A 15828-nucleotide genomic window follows, 5' to 3' on the forward strand; every position below is an offset into this window, starting at 1 on the left:
CCATGCACACCCAGCTCCGCCGCCGGTCAGCGGCGGTCGTCACCGCGGTCGCCCTCCTGGCGGGCTGTTCCGCGACCGCGCCCGGCGCCTCACCGGCCGCCACGGGCACCGCCACCGTGCGCTACGCCGCGCCCGGCTCGCCCTCCAACGCCGTCACCGACCCGCACGGCCTGCTGCCCGGCGAGAGCGATGTCGTCAGGATGGCCCTGACGTACGACGTCCTCACCGTTCCCGGCGCCGACGGCACCACCAAGCCGCGCCTGGCGACAGGGTGGCGGCCCGACGCCACCCTGACCAGGTGGCGCATCACCATCCGCGGCGACGCCACCTTCTCCGACGGCCGCCCGGTCAAGGCGGCCGACGCGCTGTTCTCGCTGCGCCGGATGGGCAAGAAGGCGGCGGAGAACTTCGGCCGCATGGCCATGTTCGACCTCGACGCCTCCGCGACGATCGACGACACCACCTTCGAGCTGGTGACCAGGAAGCCCTACGCCGAGGTCGGCAAGGCCCTGGAGGGCGCGACCTTCGTCGTGCCGGAGGGCAGCGACGACTTCGGCAAGCCGGTGCCCGGCTCCGGCCCGTTCCGCCCGACGGACAAGGGCGGCGCCCAGGCCGTGGTGTTCGAGCGCAACGACGACTGGTGGGGCCCAGAACCGCCCGCCAGGACCATCGAGGTACGCGCCGTGCCCGATCCGCAGGCGCGGGCCCAGGCGCTGCTGTCCGGCCAGGTCGACCTGGCCGGGGGAGTGCCCGCCACGCTGGCCAAGCAGCAGGAGGGCAACAGCGCGGTGCGGCTGCTCCGCCGGCCGGGCGCCACCCTGTACCCGCTGGTCATGCGCATGGACACCAAGCCCTTCGACGACCTGCGGGTACGCCGGGCCGTCCGGCTAGCCCTCGACCGGCAGCAGCTCCTGGACACCGTCTTCCTCGGCTACGGCGAAGTCGGCAACGACCTCATCACCCCCAAGGACCCGACCAGCCCGGCGACCCTGCAGCAGCGCACCCGCGACCTCGCCCAGGCCAGGAAGCTGATGTCGGAGGCAGGTCTCGCGGACGGCGTCGACCTCACGCTGCACACCACCACCGCCTACCCGGGCATGGACAGCGCCGCCACGCTGATCGCCCAGCAACTCGCCGGGATCGGGATGCGGGTGAAGGTGGCCGTGGAGCCGGCCGACACCTACTTCTCCGCCGTCTACGCCCGCAAGCCGTTCTACATCAGCTACCTGGGCGGCATCCCGTTCCTCGACGTGGTGAGGGTGGCGCTCACGCCCGGCTCCCCGACCAACGAGACGGCGTGGAAGGACCGCACCTGGTCGGCGGAGCTCGACAAGGCCCTGGCCGAGCCGGACGACACCGAGCGGCACGCCCTCCTGGGCGATCTGCAGGCCAGGCTCCGCGACCAGGGCGGTTACGCGATCTGGGCGCTCAGCGATCGCCTCGACCTGGCCAGGGCCGGGCTGAGCGGCGTGCCCGAGGGGATCGGCTTCGCCTCGGCGTTCATCGACCAGGTGAGCTTGGACGGCTGACGTGTCCCGCATGCCGTGGCCCGCCCGCGCGCTGGCCAGGACCGTCCTGCTGATGGCCGCCGCCTCCGTGGTGATCTTCCTGTGCACGGCGGCGCTGCCGGGTGACGCGGCGGACGTCCTCGGCGGCGGCCGTGCCGCTCCCGGGGAACTGGCCCGGCTGCGGGCGGAGCAGGGGCTGGACCGTCCCCTGCACGCCCGCTACCTGGACTGGGTGACGGGCGTGCTCACCGGTGATCCGGGGGTGTCGCTCATCACCGGCCGGCCGATCGGCGAGCTGGTCGCGCAGCGGGCCGGCGTGACGATCACGCTGGCCGTGGCGGCGCTGGCGGTCAGCGTGCCCGTCACGGCGGCTCTGGCCTGGGCCGCCGCGCGCGGACCCAGGTGGCTGCGGCATCCGGCGAACGCCGCCGTTGTGGCGGGCGCGGCACTGCCTCAGGCCGTGGTGGCCGCCGCGCTGGTGGCCTGGCTGTCGGCGGCCTGGGGGCTGTTCCCGCCGGTCTCGATGCTGCCCGCCGGAGAGCCGGCCTGGAGCCGGCCCGATCTGCTCGTGCTCCCGGTGCTCACGCTCGCGCTCCCGATCGCCGCGTACGGCGCCGCTCTGCTCCGCGGGGCGATCGCGGACGTGGTGGCCCGGCCTTACGTGCGGGACGCCGAGCTTCGCGGCCTGCCGCCGGCCACGATCGCGCTCCGGTACGTGCTCCCGATGATCGCGGCGCCCGCCACCCGCCTGTTCGCCGTCACCCTCGGCGGGCTGGTCGCGGGCACCGCCGTGGCCGAGACCCTGTTCGGGCTGGCCGGGCTGGGAGAGCTGCTGGTCACGGCCATCTCGACGAGGGACGTGCCGGTCGTCCAGAGCGTCGCCCTGCTGGCCGCCGCTGTCGTGGTGGCCGGCCTCGCCGCCGCCGACGCCCCCCGCCGGCGCCGGGAAACGGCGCGCCCATGAAGCGCGTGAACGGCTCCGCCGGGCCGGTTCCGCCGGTCCGCGCCGAGCAGGACGTCGTGACCGAGCGCCGCCCGCGTGCCGTGCTCGTCCTCGGGGCCGTGTCCGGGACCGTGCTCGTCCTAGCGCTCGGCGGCGAGGCGGTGGCCGGGCACGACGCGGTCGCGATCGTCGCGCCACCGTGGTCACGGCCCGCACCCGGCCTGCCGCTCGGCGCCGACGCGCTGGGCAGGGACGTGCTCGCCAGGGTCCTGGCCGGCGGCAGGGACCTGACCCTGACCTCGCTGGCCGCCGCGTTGACGGCCTCGGCTCTGGGAGTGGCGGGCGGGCTCTGGGTGGGATGGAGCCGCGGCCGGCTCGGGCGTGCCGCCGCCGGTGCCGCCGACCTGCTGCTGGCCCTGCCCTTGCTGCTGCTCGCCCTGCTCGCGGTGGTGGCGCTGCCGGGGCCCGCGGCCGTGGTCGCCGGCACCGTGCTCGGTGGCACGCCGCTGACCCTGCGGGTGGTCGCCGACGCCACGGCCGCGGCCAGGCACGCGGGATACGTGGAGGCGGCGCTGTCCCGCGGGGAGCGGGGTGGTGCCGTACTGCTGCGCGAGGTCCTTCCCGCGCACGCCGGGCTCGTCGGCGCGGACCTCGGCCAGCGGCTGGTGCTGGCCGTGCAGCTCGCCGCGGCGCTCAACGTCCTCGGCTTCGGGCCGGCGCCGCCCGCGCCGGACTGGGCCGCCATGCTCCGCGAGAACCTCCAGGGCCTGGGACTGAACGCGGCGGCGACGATCGCGCCGGCGGCGGCTCTGGCGATCCTGGCCGGCAGCGTGGCGGCACTCTCACACTCCCTCGCCACCCGGGACGGCCTGTCATGAACAGGCACGGGCTGACCGTTCGCGGGCTCACCGTCACCGGCAGGACGGGAACGGTGATCGTCGACCGGCTGGACCTGCGGATCGCGCCCGGCGAGGTGCTCGCGCTCGTGGGGCCGTCCGGGGCGGGCAAGACGACCGTGCTGCGGGCCGTACTGGGCGCGCTGCCCTCCGGCCTGAGGCAGGCGAGCGGCCGGATCGAATGGCACGGCGCCCCCGTACGGGCCCCGCGCCGCTGGCGGCGGCGCACCGTCGGCTTCCTCGGCCAGGACCCGGCCTCCGCGCTGCATCCCCTGCTGGACGCGCGGGCGGCTGTGCGGGAGGCGCTGCCCAGGTCCGGGCGCGACGGGGGAGAGGAGGAGCGGGCACTCGCCGAGGTGGGCCTGGACCCTGCCGGCCTCGGCCGCCGTCGCCCGCACCAGCTCTCGGGCGGGCAGGCGCAGCGGGTGGCGCTCGCCCGCGCACTGGCGGCGGATCCCGAGTTGCTCGTGCTGGACGAATTCACCAGCGCGCTCGACCCGGCCGCGCTCGTCCTCGTCCTGGAGCGGGTACGGCGGCGTCGCGGCGACGGCCGCTCGGTGACCCTCATCGTCTCCCACGACATGGCTGTGGTGAGCGAGCTGGCCGACCACGTCGTACGGCTCGGCCCCGGCGAGGGGAGCCACGTCGCACCGCGGCCGCCGGTCCTTCCGCCGGCCGGTAAGCGGCGGCCGGGCGGCGCGCCGGTGCTGGAGGCGCACGGGCTCACCATCGCGCAGCCGCCGGGCGGGGCACCGCTGCTGTCGGACGTCGACCTCACGATCTCGGCAGGCGAGGGCGTGGCCGTGCTCGGGCCGTCCGGCTCGGGCAAGAGCACGTTGTTGCGGGTGCTCGCCGGACTGCACCCCGCCGGACAGGGACAGGCCGCCGCAGCCGGACGACCGCTGCCCTGGCCCGTGACCGAGCGGGGCCCGGCCGCGCTGCGGGCCCTGGCTTTGGTCGGGCAGAACCCCCTCGACGTGCTCAACCCGGCCCGCACCGTCGGCGCGGCACTCGCCCGCCCCCTGCGCACCCTGCGCGGGCTCCCGCGCCGGACCGCCCGCGCGGAGGTCCTCCGCCTGCTGGCGACCGTCGGGCTGCCGGAGGACCTGGCGCATCGCTACCCGGCCGCGCTCTCCGGTGGGCAACGCCAGCGGGTCGCGCTCGCCCGAGCTCTCGCGGGAGGGCCCGCCGTGCTGCTGGCCGACGAGATCACCGCCGCTCTGGACGACCGGACCGCCGCCCAGGTCCTCGACCTCATCGACGCGCTGCGCCACCGAACCGGCCTCGCCGTCCTCGCGGCCACCCACGACCCGGCCGTCGCCGCCCGCGCCGACCGCGTGCTCCGGATCGAGGCAGGTCGGCTGCATCCCCATCCCCGCTCTCACGACGATGACCGGAGGCCATCCCTTGACGTCCTATGAACCCCTGCTCGCCCACCCCTGGATCGCCCGCGTGGACCCGGCAGGATCAGGCGGGCTCGTCGTCACGGCCGACCCCGCGGCGCTGGCGGTCCGGTACGAGCCGGGACGGCCGCCCGTCCTCGGCGACCTGGTGGCGGAGCACCTCGAACACTGGGGAGAGGTCTACGACTGGACCTACAGCTCCGGCCAGGGCGCACACCGTCCCGACCTCGACCTGTCCGGCTGGCGGGCCACCGGCACCGGCCGTCCGATGCCTGCCGACCACATGGCCGAGTGGGCCGACCGCACCGCCGAACTGGTCCTGCGGCACCAGCCGTCCCGCCTGCTCGAACTCGGCTGCGGGACCGGCATGCTGCTGCACCGCCTCCACCCGCACCTCAAGGGCTACGTGGGCACCGACATCGCCGGGCACGTCGTGACCCGGCTGAACGGGCTCGGCCTGGACGGCGTCAGGGTCGTACGGGCTGCGGCCCACGAGATCAACGGCGGCGCCGTGCGCGCCGCCCTGGCCCGGCTCGGCGACCGGCCCGACTGCGTGCTGCTCAACTCCGTCACCCAGTGCTTCCCCAGCGTGGCCTATCTGGCGGCCGTGCTCCGCGACGCCGTCGACCTCGTGACCCCCGGCGGGACCGTCGTCGTCGGGGACGTGCGCCACTCGGGGCTGCTCGACGAGCACTCCCGCGTGCTCGAACCCGGATCGGCGGACCGGGCCGCGCAGCGGGCCGCCGCCGACACCGAGCTGCTGTTCGACCCCGCGACCCTCGCGGCGGTGGCCGCGAGCGCGGGCCGGCGGGTCACCATCAGCCTGTTCGCCAAGACGCTCACGGCCGACACCGAGCTGACCCGGTATCGGTTCGACGCCGTGCTGCACGTCGAGCCGCCGCAGGGCCCGCCAGCCGCCGTCCACCGGTGGGACGAGCTCGGGCCCGGACCGATGGCCGCGCTGGCCCGTCAGAGCGGCCCCGTCCGCCTCACCGGCATCCCCAACGGCCTGTTCGAGCCCGGCGCGCCGACGGGGGCGAGCCTGCGGGCCGCGCTGGAGGGAACGGGTGGCGCGGTGCTGCTCGACCCGGACGACCCCACGCGGCTGCAGGTCGCGATTCCGGCCGCGGCGGGCGCCATGCCTCCCGACGCGCTGGCGGGGGTGGGCCGGCCGCACGAGCCGCTCGGCGCGTTCGCCCGGGCCCGGCTGGCCGAGGTGGCCCGCCGCGAGCTCCGGCGTGCCGAGCTGCCGATCCCGGAGCAACTGACGGCACGGATCCCCAGCGGCCCCGGGCACGACGCCGCCGCTGCGGCGCGCGAGGCGGCCGATGCCGACCGAGCCGGACGCCTCGCCCTCGCGCGCATGGTTCCCGCCGTGGAGGGGTGGGCACTCGAACCGGTGCCCGACTCCGCGCTCACGCACCTGCCTCACGCCGTCCGGCGCTTCGACGAGATCGCGCTGCGGGCGTTGACCCGGCTGGTCGCCGGCGTCGCGCCGCCCGGCACGCCCCGGACAGCCGGGCAGATCATGGCGGCGCTCGGGGTGGCCCCCCGGCACGAATGGATCGTCCGGCGCTGGCTGGAGGTGCTGGCCGCCGAAGGGCTCGTCCGCCGTGACCCCGGCGGCCGGATCGACGCCGTGGCCTCGGACGACGCCGGGGAGGACGACGCGGCCGGCCTGGATCGCGCCTGCGCCGAGCTCGGCTACCCCGATCAGATGGCGATCTTCTATCGCACCGCTCTGGCCCGCCTTCCCGAGCTGCTCCGGGACGAGATCATGGCGCAGGCCCTGCTGTTCCCCGACGGGGACCTGCTCACCTCGCTCAGCAAGGACCAGAACAACGTCAGCAACACCTACCTGAACGCCGCCATGGGACATCTGGTGGCGAGGGCCGCGGCCACCCGTACCGGACCCTTGCGCGTCGTGGAGCTCGGCGGAGGCGCGGGAGGCAGCACCGCCGCGGCGCTGGGCGGGCTCGGCGACGCGCCGGCGGACTACCTCTTCACCGACGTGTCCAGATTCTTCACGATGGCGGCCGAGGACCGGTTCGGCGACCGGCTCCGCTACGCGCTGCTGGACATCAACGCCGACCTCGTGGCCCAGGGGGCCGTCCGAGGCGGCGCCGACGTGGTGATCGCCGCCAACGTGCTGCACTGCGCACGGCATGCCGGACGATCCCTGCGCTGGATCGGTGAGCTGCTGGCTCCCGGCGGGCTGGTGGTGGTCACCGAGGCGATCCGCGAGCACTACCTGGTGCTCGCCACCATGCAGTTCCTGCTGTCGCCCAGGCAGGGGGAGCCGGATCTCGGCGCGGGCGACCGCCGCGGCGGCACGGGCCGGGTGTTCCTCACCGGAAGGGAGCTTCCGGCGGAGCTGGCGGAGGCCGGGTTGCGCCCGATCCTGGAGCTGCCGCGGGCCGATTCCCCGCTGGCCTCGCCCGCCCAGCACCTGTTCGTCGCGACGAGGCCGTGAAACTCCGGTACGGCGGGCGCGCGGGCCCGCCGTACCGGTCCGCGGGGGTCAGCCCAACGCCACCGGCAAGCCGGCACGGAACAGCTCCTGCTCCAGCCAGACCGCCGCCCGCACCCCGTCGGCCGCGCTCGGCCCCACCAGCGTCACCGGGTCCGGCACCGCCTTCAGGTGGGCCGCGTCCCCGGCTGCGTAGACGCCCGGCACGCTGGTCCTGCCGTACTCGTCCACCTCCACGCAGCCGTCGGGCAGCAGCGTGCAACCGAGCTGGACCGCCAGGTCGGTGTTGGGCCGGGTGGGCGCGCGATGGTAGACGGCCTCGCGCGCCAGCGCCGTCCCGTCCGCGAAGGTCAAGGTCAGCGCGTCCAGCTCGCCCCCGATGGCCGCCAGCGGGGTCTCGACCACCTGGACGCCACGCGCCTTGACGGCCGCGGCCACCGGCTCGGGCAGGGTGCTCGGGCCGTTCGTGCACAGCACCACGTCGTCGCTGTACCGGTCGGCGACGTAGGCGGCCAGCATCGCCTCGAAGCCGTTGCCGATGACGGCGAGCACCTTCCCGTTCGTCTCGTAGCCATGGCAGAAGGGACAGTGGAACACGCTCTTGCCCCACCGCTCCGCCAGCCCGGGAACCGCGACGGGTTCGTCGGTCAGCCCGCTCGCCAGCACCAGCCGGGACGCCTCCACCCGCTCGCCGTCCTCCAGGGTCAGCGTGAACCTGCCGGACTCGCCCTCCGCCGAGCTCACGCGCCCCTGCCTCAGCTCGGCCGTCGGATAGGCGCTCACCTCCGCACGGCCATCGGCCAGCAACTTCGCGGGGGCGCCGCCGTCCCGGCCGAGGAACATGTGCATCTCCGCCGCCGGCGCGTTGCGCGGCCTGCCGGCGTCCACCAGCAGGACCCGGCGGCGCTGCCGTCCCAGCACCAGCGCCGCGCTGAGCCCGGCGGGCCCGCCGCCGACCACGACCACCTCGTACATCACGCGCCTCCTCTGTCGATGACGTACATGCCGAGCTCGTCCGGGCCGGTGCGGCGATGCACCAGGCCGTGCCTGCCGAGCTCCTCCTTCAGCCGCCGCTCGTCCAGTACCCACCAGTCGTAACGCGCCTCCAGCACGCCGGTGAGCCGGTCGTCCTGGTAGGTGCGGTAGGTCATGTGCCAGGTGATCCGGTCCGGGCCGGCGGGCTCGGCACGGCCCCACCCTTCGTACCTGCGCCGCCCGATCCGCATGTCGGCGAACCTGGACTCCGGCACCGCCATCGGCTCGGCGGGCGGCTCCAGGTTGAGCACGGCCCGGCCGCCGGGGACCAGCCGATCGGCGAGCACTGTCCAGAGCGCCTGCCGTCCGGCCGCGTCGAAGTGGCCGATGACGTTCATCGCCACGACGGCGCTCAGCCGGGGCGGCAGGACCGCTTCGGAGAAGGGCTCGGGCAGCACCGTCACCCGATCCCGCAGCTCCGCGGACTCGTTCACCCGGGCCAGCAGGATGGACCGCAACGGCATCGACGGCTCGACGGCCACGATCTCCGCCTCGGCGACCGCCTTCGCGATCACCCGGGTGCCGTGCCCTCCGCCGGCGCCCACGTCCACGATCGGACCGGTGACCCCCTGCAACGCCTCGGCGAGGGGCGGACCGAGCGCCGCCCAGTGCGGCGCGAGCATCACATCGACGAACTCTGCGGATCGTTCGTATTCGTCGGCCACTCTCACCCTCTTGTTGAAGTGATAACCATTACCATTTCTGGAGACTAGGGACCAAAGGGAACGATCGTCAAGAGCGTGCCGCCGACGTGATGAACCGTCACCTCGGCAGGCGTGGCGTCGTGGCCGCGGTGTGGAAACGGTCGAGAAACAGCGGCACGACTAGACAGGGGGCCAGCTCGTGACGCTGCCCCGAGCAGTGACACACCGTTCGAGGGAAGGAGCAGTCATGAATCGAGCGACCGGAGCCGGGCTGGCCGGCCTGGCCTGCGCGATGCTGGCCCTGAGCGTCATGCCCGCCGCCACCGCGACCACCGCGAGCCGCCCCGACCTGGGGGACGTGCAGAAGGCGCTCACCGAGCTGGCCAGGCACCCCGAGGTGGTCGGCGCGATCGGCGCGGCATACGTCGGCGGCAAGAAGGTCGACAAGGGCTCCGCGGGCACGAAACTGCTGAACGGGGGCGGCAGGATCCCGCCCGGCGCCCGCTTCCGGATCGGCTCGCAGACCAAGTCCATGACCCAGGTCGTCATCATGAAGCTGGTCACCGAGGGCAGGCTCAGCCTGGACGACAAGCTCGGCGACCTGCTGCCCGAGGTCGCGGAGAAGGGCCTGGTGCGGCTCGCCGACCAGATCACCGTCGAGCAGCTCGTCCACCACACCTCCGGGATCCCCAACTGGTACACCCCGGACCTCGTGGACTACTTCGACTTCGACACCTACCACCCGCCGATCGAGCTGATCGCGAAGACCAAGGACCTCAGCCGCCCCTTCGCCCCCGGCGAGGGGTACTCCTACTCCAACACCAACTACTTCCTGCTCGGACTGATCATCGAGAGGCTCTCCGAACGCCACTCCGTGGCCGCCGAGTTCGAGGAACGCATCTTCGACCGGCTCGACATGGACGACACCTACCTGCCGGTCACGTTCCCCGACTCGATCAGGGGCCCGCACGGTCACGGCTACTTCCCGGACGAGAACGGCCGGCTGCGCGACGTCGATCGCCTCAACATGAGCTACGGCTACGCCGCCGGAGGCGTGATCTCCACCACGGACGACCTGAGCGCCTTCCACCGAGCGCTGGCGACCGACCTGCTGACGAAGGCGGAGAAGGACGCGCTGAACGCCGGGCGTCCCGCCCCCGGGCAGCCGTCGGAGCCGAGGCCCGATCCTCGCGTGTGCGGCGAGTACGCGCCGATGAAGGGCGGCTCGCCGGGCTTCAGCGCCCTGACCTACAACAACCAGGACGGCAGCCTGCAGTTCATCGTCTCCGTCACGCTGGGCACGAGGAACAACGATCCTGCCGTCGATCCGCTGGTGAAGAAGGCGGCCGAGGCGGTCCTCTGCCCCCAGAACTGACGCGGGCCTGACCTCGTCGCCGGTGAATCCGCCACAGTCGCGACACCGGCTGATCCGGCCGCTTGCGGAGCACGTCGGCCGACCTGGAGCCCATGCGGCACGAATGCGGCCGGGCACCGAGCGGCACGAATGCGGCCGGTGCGTCGCGCCGGCCCCCGTGAGGGGCGCCGGGCTGGTTCCGGGGCCGGGATTTCAGCTGCTCTTCGCGGTGCGGTGCAGGCGCAGGGCGGAGACGAGGAAGAAGACGCCGCCGATGGTCGCGTACCCGGCGAGGCTGGTCAGCGATGCGGCCGGCGTGCCGGCCTGGAGGATGAACGCCGTTCCGGCGATCGCGGAGATCGCCCCGCTGAGGATCATCGCCCATTGGCCGCCGAGCCTGCGGCGGCTGACGGCCACCACGAGCTGCGCGATTCCGGCGGTGATCGCCCAGGCGCCCCAGACGCGCAGCACCGCGGACGCGCCCGAGGCCGCTGTGGTGGCCAGGCCGATGGCGGTGAGCAGGCTGAGGGCCAGGTTGACGTACAGGGCCGCGGCGGGGCGCGCGGTCCTCGAGACGCGCAGATCGGTGATGGCCGCGGCGACGTCGAACAGCGGGTAGATCACGAGCAGTGCCACGCTCGCCGGACCGGGAACCGGCCCGGCCAGGAACAGCAGGGCCGCCCAGACGAGCGCGAATCCGAATCGCACCACGTAGAGGTTCCGCAACGCCGCGGCAGTGCGGCTGGCGTTCGTGCCGGTGACGGTGGTCATGGCCTTCTCTTCTCGACGGAGGGGCGGAGGTAGAATGACTAGTAACTCTACCGCCGTGACGGTAGCCCGGCGGTGAGGTCCGGCGCAAGGGGGGAGGTGAAGGGGCGCGTATGATCTCGTTCATGAGCAGCCCCATGCGTGAACGCCTCCTGGAGGCGGCGAGCGAGCTGTTCTACGCGCACGGGCTGCGCGCGGTGAGCGTCGACAAGGTCATCGACCTCGCGGGCACCACGAAGGTGACGTTCTACCGGCACTTCAAGAGCAAGGACGACCTCGTCGTCGCCTACCTCGAACGCCGCGCGGCGCTGGAACGGGACGGCATCGGCGGGGCCATCAAGCAGGGTGACGGCGATGTCGATGCCACCCTGCGGGTCATCTCCGAGGCGATCGGGCTCATCGCCTGCGCGCCCGGGTTCCGCGGCTGTCCCTTCATCAACGCCGCCGCCGAATACCCCGACCCGGACAGCCCCGTCCGCAAGGCCGTCGACGCGCATCGCCGCTGGAACAGGACGACGTTCGAACAGCTCATCGCCCCGCTCGGCCTCACGGATCCCGCGGAGGTCGCCGACGACCTGATGCTGATCCGCGATGGCGCCATGGTCGCCGGATACCTCGACCAGCCGTCGACCGTCGCCGCCTCGTTCCTGCGCAGCAGCCAGGCCGTCGTCGGCACCGGCCGCGCGACCCGGAGCTGAGCCCGCCGCCTTCGGTCGTGCCGCTCGACACGGCGGGATCGCACGCGGCGCCAGGTGGCTGTGCCCCTGCCGGTGACGGGCGACCCGCGCAACGGCCACCGGCCGGTGCCACCGCCGGGAAGGGTTCGGGACGAGAGTGTGTTGAGGCGAGGGTGCCGGGTGAGCTGAAGGACGTTCACCTCCGGTCGCGGAACCCGGCCGACGTGAGCGGTTCGGGACGCGGTGACGACGGGGGTGGACCGCGCTCCACCCCAGGAGGGGGCGGGAGCCGATGAGCCTTCGCCAGTTCGAGTACGCCCTGGCGGTCGCGGCGGAGGGCTCGGTGACGGCGGCGGCGGAGTTGTTGCACGTCGCCCAGCCGTCGATGTCCCAGCAGATCCGCACCCTGGAGCGCGACCTGGGCGTGACGCTGTTCGCCCGGACGGCGGCCGGACTGGTGCCCACCGCGGTCGGCCGGGCGTTCCTGAAAGAGGCGGAGGTCGCGGTGAGCGCGGCGCGGCGGGCGCGCGCAACGGCGCGGGCCGGTGCGGACGACCTGGTGGGCGAGCTGGTCGTCGCGGTGCAACTGGGCTTCGGCACCCGGCAGCTCCCGGGTGCGCTGAGCGTGCTGCGGCGCCGCTTCCCGCGGCTGGAGGTCACCGTCTTCGAGGAGTCGAGCTCCGCCGAGCTCGATCGGCTGTGCCGCAGGGGCGCGCTGGGCCTCGCCCTGATGGCGGCGTGCAAGCGGAGCCCCGCGAACGCCCACCGCCTCGGCGAGGAGGAGTTCGTCGTGGTGATGGGCGCCGGGCACCGGCGGCTCGCCGCGGACCGGGTCGAGCTGCGCGAGCTGGAGGGGGAGCCGTGGGTCAGGTTCGACCGCGACAGCGCGCTCGACGGCGTGCTGCTGGAGGCGTCGCGGGACGACGGGCTGACCCCGGCCACGGTCGCCCGCGTGTCCCAGACGGCGACAGCGGTGCGGTGGGCCGCCCACGGCCTGGGCGTGACGCTCGTCCCGGCCTCCGCGGTGCCCCGCGGTTACGAGCACCTCGCGCGTCCGGTGTTCCCGGCCGTGTCCCAGCCTGTCATCGCCGTGGTGCAGTCCGACTCGGGCCCGGCGGCGACGGCGCTGCTCGAACTCCTGCGTCAGGAGATCTGGGACAGCTCCGCCTCCTTCCACCGGTCAGGGGCCGGTGAGCCGCACGACGAGGGTGCCGCGGTGAACGCCGGCGAGGGTGCCGCGGTGAACGCCGGCGAACAGCTCGTCGTGAGCGGTGATCGCTCGTTCCGGCGAGTCTTCGACGACGGTGCGGGGCCGCTCAGAGCTGGGTGACCCCGCCGTCCACGGCGAGCTCGACGCCCGCGGTGTACGTCGCGTCGAAGGCGAGGAACGCGGCCGCGGTGGCGATCTCGTCGAGGGTGCCGAAACGCCGCATGGGATTGTCCGCGACGCGCTCCGCCTTGAACTGCGCGGCGGCCTCCTCTCCCATCGAGCGCTCCAGAACCCCCGTGTCGATGGGGCCGGGGCTGATCGCGTTGACGCGGATCGTGCGCGGAAGCAGCTCTCGGGAGAAGCTGCGGGCCATGGAACGCAGCGCCGCCTTGCCGGCCGCGTAGACACTGGTGTCCAGCATGCCGACGCTGCCGGCGACCGAGGTGGTGAGGACGACGCCCGCGCCCGTGCTCAGCAGCGGGGCGAGCTTCTGCACGGTGAAGAAGGCGCCCTTGACGTTGATCGCGAACAGCTCGTCGTAAGCCTCCTCTGTCGTCGACTCGAAGGGTGTGAGTGCGGTGATGCCCGCGTTGACGAACAGGGCGTCGATCGTGCCGAGCTCGACCTTCACCCGCTCTGCCAGGGCGTCCAGGTCGGACAGCGAGGACACGTCGCCGCGGAAGGCCACCGCGTTCTCGCCCAACCGCTCCCGCGCGGCGTCGAGCGTGGCCCGAGAACGGCCGGTGATCACCACGCGGGCTCCGCCGTCCGCCAGGAACTGCGCGATCGCGAGCCCGATGCCGCTGCTGCCGCCGGTGACCACTACATTCTTTTCGCTGTATTTTGCCATTGCGGTGATTCCTTCGTCGTTCAAGATGACAGCCGGGCGGCGCATCCGTTTCTCGCTTCGATGAACGCCGCCGAATTTCCGGGGGCGAAATGCCGTCGGCGTCAGTTCCTGGGATATTCGCCGCCGTCCACGGAGAAATAGGTTCCGGTGAGCCAGCTCGCCCGGTCGGACACGAGGAACAGCACCGCGTCGGCGATGTCGTCAGGCCGGCCGTCGCGCCCGAGCGGGGGCGTGCCGGTCGCGCCCGATCCCGGGTTGTCGCTCGCCCACCGCTTCCGCGTCTCCTCGCCGCCGGGTGTGGCGGTCCTGCCGGGGCCCAGGGCGTTGACCCGGACTCCGAACGGGGCCAGCTCCGTGGCCAGGGCCCGGCTGTAGCTCTCCAGCCCCGCCTTCGCCGCCTGGTAGTGCGCGAACGCCGGCACCGGCGGGAGGAGCGCGGCAGTGGAGATGTGCACGATCGCCCCCGATCCCCGGCCCCGCATCCCCGGCGCCAGCAGGGAGTTCAGCCGCACCGCCGCCAGGAGGTTGAGCTCCAGCGTGTCCTGCCAGTCCTCGGCGGGGATCGTCATGGCGCCGCCGCCCGGGTTGGCCTGCGCTCCACCCGCGTTGTGGACCAGGATGTCCACCCCGCCGAGCGTCTCCTGCGCGGCCGTGGCCAGCGCCTGCGTGCCGGCCTGCGTCCGGATGTCGGCTGTCACGAAGGCGGCCCCCTCCGGCGCCGGGTACGTGGTCGACCTGGCGGTGGCCAGGACCTCGGCGCCCGCGTCCAGGAGCTGGCGCACGACGGCCGCTCCGATTCCGCGGGAACCACCTGTGACCAGAGCTCGCTTTCCCTTGAGCCCTCGCGTCTCGGATCCGTTTCCGAACGTGGTCATGCCGCCATTCCTCTCGTATGCGTGGTGATTCGCTCGGCGTGATGAGCCGGCGTGCACACGGCGCGAATGTTGCAACAATCGCGGGGTGCACCTCGTCGAGTCGAATTCACGGTACGCCGGGAAAAGCGCGAGAGGCAAAGACGAAATGTCAGCGGCTGCCATAGGGTCTTCCTATGGCGCCCCCCGTGCCGCGAAGACCGTTGTTTCGCGGTGCGGACGGTCAGGCGGGGGCGCCGCCGGCCGTCGCGTCGAGGTGCTGCGCCTGCTGCTGGAGGTGGGACAGCATGGCCTTGCCCGCGGGGGTGAGAGCGCGGGCGCCGGGCAGGGTCACGCCGACCTGGCGGCGCACCGACGGCAGCGGCACGCGCAGTTCGAGGAGCCGGCTGTCGGTCCTGACGAACAACGCGGGCAGCGCGGCGATCATGTCGGTTTCCAGGAGCAGCGACCGGATGGTCAGGATCGAGGTGCACTCGGTGCGGTCGCGCGGCAGCGGCAGGTCGTTGCGGCGGAAGACCTGCTCCAGCTCCTGCCGCAGCGAGGTCTGCTCCAGGGGCAGGATCCACGGGTAGGCCATCAGGTCGGCCAGCGTCTCCGCCTCCCCGGCCGGGTGCCCTTCGCGGGCCACCAGCAGCACCGGCTCCTCGTAGAGGGGGAGCTGGCGCAGGCCGGGATGGTCCTCGATCGGGTTGAGCCGGCCGAGGATCACGTCGAGGTCGCCGTCGATCAGGCGCGGCACCAGGGAGTCGAACGTGCCCTCCCTGACGATCACGGTGATGCCGGGCCGGTCGGCCTTGAGCGCGGCGATGGAGCGGGGGAGCAGCACGTTCGTGGCGGTGAGCAGCGTGCCCACGGTGACGGTGCCGGCGTCGCCGTCGGCCAGGCCGGCGATGCGCTCGCCCGCGCGGCGCAGCTCGGCCTGCACGGCGCGGGCGTGCTCGATGAACGCCTCGCCGAACAGCGTCGGCGTGACGCCGCGCGGCCCGCGGACGAACAGCTCGACGCCGAGGAGGTGCTCCACCTCCCGCAGCCCGCGCGTGACGGCGGGCTGGGCCAGGTGGAGGTGCTCGGCCGCGCGCAGGACGCTGCCCTGCTCGGCGATGGCGGTGACGAGCACGAGGTGGCGGAGCTTGAGCCGGCCGCTCAGCAGGTCCAGGGGACGAGATATCACCGAATCAGTATACGAACGCGACGATGG

The 15828-nt window shown here is 73.5% G+C and carries 14 protein-coding genes; 8 read left to right on the top strand and 6 right to left on the bottom strand.

From position 1 onward, the window contains the following. Positions 1-2 precede the first annotated feature (2 nt). From AB0I79_RS46365 to AB0I79_RS46385, 5 genes are read left to right on the top strand one after another with little or no spacing between them, the layout of a single operon-like run. Entirely contained in the window at positions 3-1529 is a 1527-nt protein-coding gene (locus AB0I79_RS46365; RefSeq protein ID WP_357887710.1) for an ABC transporter substrate-binding protein, read from the top strand. A gap of 10 nt (positions 1530-1539) precedes the next feature. Continuing rightward, the gene (locus AB0I79_RS46370) at positions 1540-2472 is read left to right on the top strand and encodes an ABC transporter permease (RefSeq protein WP_357887804.1); all 933 of its coding nucleotides are present in this window, start codon (positions 1540-1542) and stop codon (positions 2470-2472) included. After that, positions 2469-3329 (top strand): ABC transporter permease subunit, encoded by an 861-nt coding sequence (locus AB0I79_RS46375; RefSeq protein ID WP_357887713.1) that lies wholly within the window; start codon positions 2469-2471, stop codon positions 3327-3329. Before AB0I79_RS46370 ends, AB0I79_RS46375 begins: the two co-directional genes overlap by 4 nt. Further along, positions 3326-4768: an ATP-binding cassette domain-containing protein gene (locus AB0I79_RS46380; protein ID WP_357887716.1), complete on the top strand. Its 1443-nt coding sequence runs from the start codon at positions 3326-3328 to the stop codon at positions 4766-4768. Before AB0I79_RS46375 ends, AB0I79_RS46380 begins: the two co-directional genes overlap by 4 nt. Next, entirely contained in the window at positions 4755-7223 is a 2469-nt protein-coding gene (locus tag AB0I79_RS46385) for a class I SAM-dependent methyltransferase (protein WP_357887719.1), read from the top strand. The genes AB0I79_RS46380 and AB0I79_RS46385 overlap by 14 nt, the downstream gene beginning before the upstream one ends. Positions 7224-7271: 48 nt before the next feature. Here the strand turns inward: AB0I79_RS46385 and AB0I79_RS46390 are convergent, their stop codons facing one another. Both AB0I79_RS46390 and AB0I79_RS46395 read right to left on the bottom strand, forming a co-directional pair. Further along, positions 7272-8195 (bottom strand): NAD(P)/FAD-dependent oxidoreductase, encoded by a 924-nt coding sequence (locus AB0I79_RS46390; RefSeq protein WP_357887722.1) that lies wholly within the window; start codon positions 8193-8195, stop codon positions 7272-7274. Further along, on the bottom strand, positions 8195-8920 hold the full coding sequence (locus tag AB0I79_RS46395) for a class I SAM-dependent methyltransferase (RefSeq protein ID WP_357887725.1): 726 nt from the start codon (positions 8918-8920) through the stop codon (positions 8195-8197). The genes AB0I79_RS46390 and AB0I79_RS46395 overlap by 1 nt, the downstream gene beginning before the upstream one ends. Before the next feature lie 226 nt (positions 8921-9146). Here AB0I79_RS46395 and AB0I79_RS46400 point away from each other — a divergent pair, with 226 nt between their 5' ends. Further along, on the top strand, positions 9147-10274 hold the full coding sequence (locus AB0I79_RS46400; RefSeq protein ID WP_357887728.1) for a serine hydrolase domain-containing protein: 1128 nt from the start codon (positions 9147-9149) through the stop codon (positions 10272-10274). Positions 10275-10466: 192 nt separating this feature from the next. Here the strand turns inward: AB0I79_RS46400 and AB0I79_RS46405 are convergent, their stop codons facing one another. After that, entirely contained in the window at positions 10467-11024 is a 558-nt protein-coding gene (locus AB0I79_RS46405) for a hypothetical protein (RefSeq protein ID WP_357887731.1), read from the bottom strand. Positions 11025-11146: 122 nt separating this feature from the next. Here AB0I79_RS46405 and AB0I79_RS46410 point away from each other — a divergent pair, with 122 nt between their 5' ends. Both AB0I79_RS46410 and AB0I79_RS46415 read left to right on the top strand, forming a co-directional pair. After that, positions 11147-11719, top strand: coding sequence for a TetR/AcrR family transcriptional regulator (locus tag AB0I79_RS46410; RefSeq protein ID WP_357887734.1), 573 nt, complete (start codon positions 11147-11149; stop codon positions 11717-11719). A 271-nt stretch (positions 11720-11990) separates the two neighbouring features. Further along, positions 11991-13028 (top strand): LysR family transcriptional regulator, encoded by a 1038-nt coding sequence (locus AB0I79_RS46415; protein WP_357887737.1) that lies wholly within the window; start codon positions 11991-11993, stop codon positions 13026-13028. Here AB0I79_RS46415 and AB0I79_RS46420 read toward each other — a convergent pair. The 3 genes from AB0I79_RS46420 to AB0I79_RS46430 all read right to left on the bottom strand — a co-directional run bounded on the left by AB0I79_RS46420 (position 13015) and on the right by AB0I79_RS46430 (position 15801). After that, positions 13015-13758, bottom strand: a complete 744-nt coding sequence (locus tag AB0I79_RS46420) for an SDR family oxidoreductase (protein ID WP_357887740.1) — start codon at positions 13756-13758, stop codon at positions 13015-13017. The genes AB0I79_RS46415 and AB0I79_RS46420 overlap by 14 nt on opposite strands. Before the next feature lie 101 nt (positions 13759-13859). After that, positions 13860-14633 (bottom strand): SDR family oxidoreductase, encoded by a 774-nt coding sequence (locus tag AB0I79_RS46425; protein ID WP_357887743.1) that lies wholly within the window; start codon positions 14631-14633, stop codon positions 13860-13862. 220 nt (positions 14634-14853) lie between these two features. Next, entirely contained in the window at positions 14854-15801 is a 948-nt protein-coding gene (locus AB0I79_RS46430) for a LysR substrate-binding domain-containing protein (RefSeq protein WP_357887746.1), read from the bottom strand. Between the last annotated feature and the right edge of the window lie 27 nt (positions 15802-15828).

The organism is Nonomuraea sp. NPDC050202, assembly GCF_040656115.1.
Lineage (GTDB): Bacteria > Actinomycetota > Actinomycetes > Streptosporangiales > Streptosporangiaceae > Nonomuraea.

Bases quoted from the DNA above. Each gene is read 5' to 3' on its own strand.
- AB0I79_RS46365 (WP_357887710.1), top strand. From the start codon at position 3: ATGCACACCCAGCTCCGCCGCCGGTCAGCGGCGGTCGTCACCGCGGTC.
- AB0I79_RS46370 (WP_357887804.1), top strand. From the start codon at position 1,540: ATGCCGTGGCCCGCCCGCGCGCTGGCCAGGACCGTCCTGCTGATGGCC.
- AB0I79_RS46375 (WP_357887713.1), top strand. From the start codon at position 2,469: ATGAAGCGCGTGAACGGCTCCGCCGGGCCGGTTCCGCCGGTCCGCGCC.
- AB0I79_RS46380 (WP_357887716.1), top strand. From the start codon at position 3,326: ATGAACAGGCACGGGCTGACCGTTCGCGGGCTCACCGTCACCGGCAGG.
- AB0I79_RS46390 (WP_357887722.1), bottom strand. From the start codon at position 8,195: ATGTACGAGGTGGTCGTGGTCGGCGGCGGGCCCGCCGGGCTCAGCGCG.
- AB0I79_RS46400 (WP_357887728.1), top strand. From the start codon at position 9,147: ATGAATCGAGCGACCGGAGCCGGGCTGGCCGGCCTGGCCTGCGCGATG.
- AB0I79_RS46405 (WP_357887731.1), bottom strand. From the start codon at position 11,024: ATGACCACCGTCACCGGCACGAACGCCAGCCGCACTGCCGCGGCGTTG.
- AB0I79_RS46410 (WP_357887734.1), top strand. From the start codon at position 11,147: ATGAGCAGCCCCATGCGTGAACGCCTCCTGGAGGCGGCGAGCGAGCTG.
- AB0I79_RS46415 (WP_357887737.1), top strand. From the start codon at position 11,991: ATGAGCCTTCGCCAGTTCGAGTACGCCCTGGCGGTCGCGGCGGAGGGC.
- AB0I79_RS46420 (WP_357887740.1), bottom strand. From the start codon at position 13,758: ATGGCAAAATACAGCGAAAAGAATGTAGTGGTCACCGGCGGCAGCAGC.
- AB0I79_RS46425 (WP_357887743.1), bottom strand. From the start codon at position 14,633: ATGACCACGTTCGGAAACGGATCCGAGACGCGAGGGCTCAAGGGAAAG.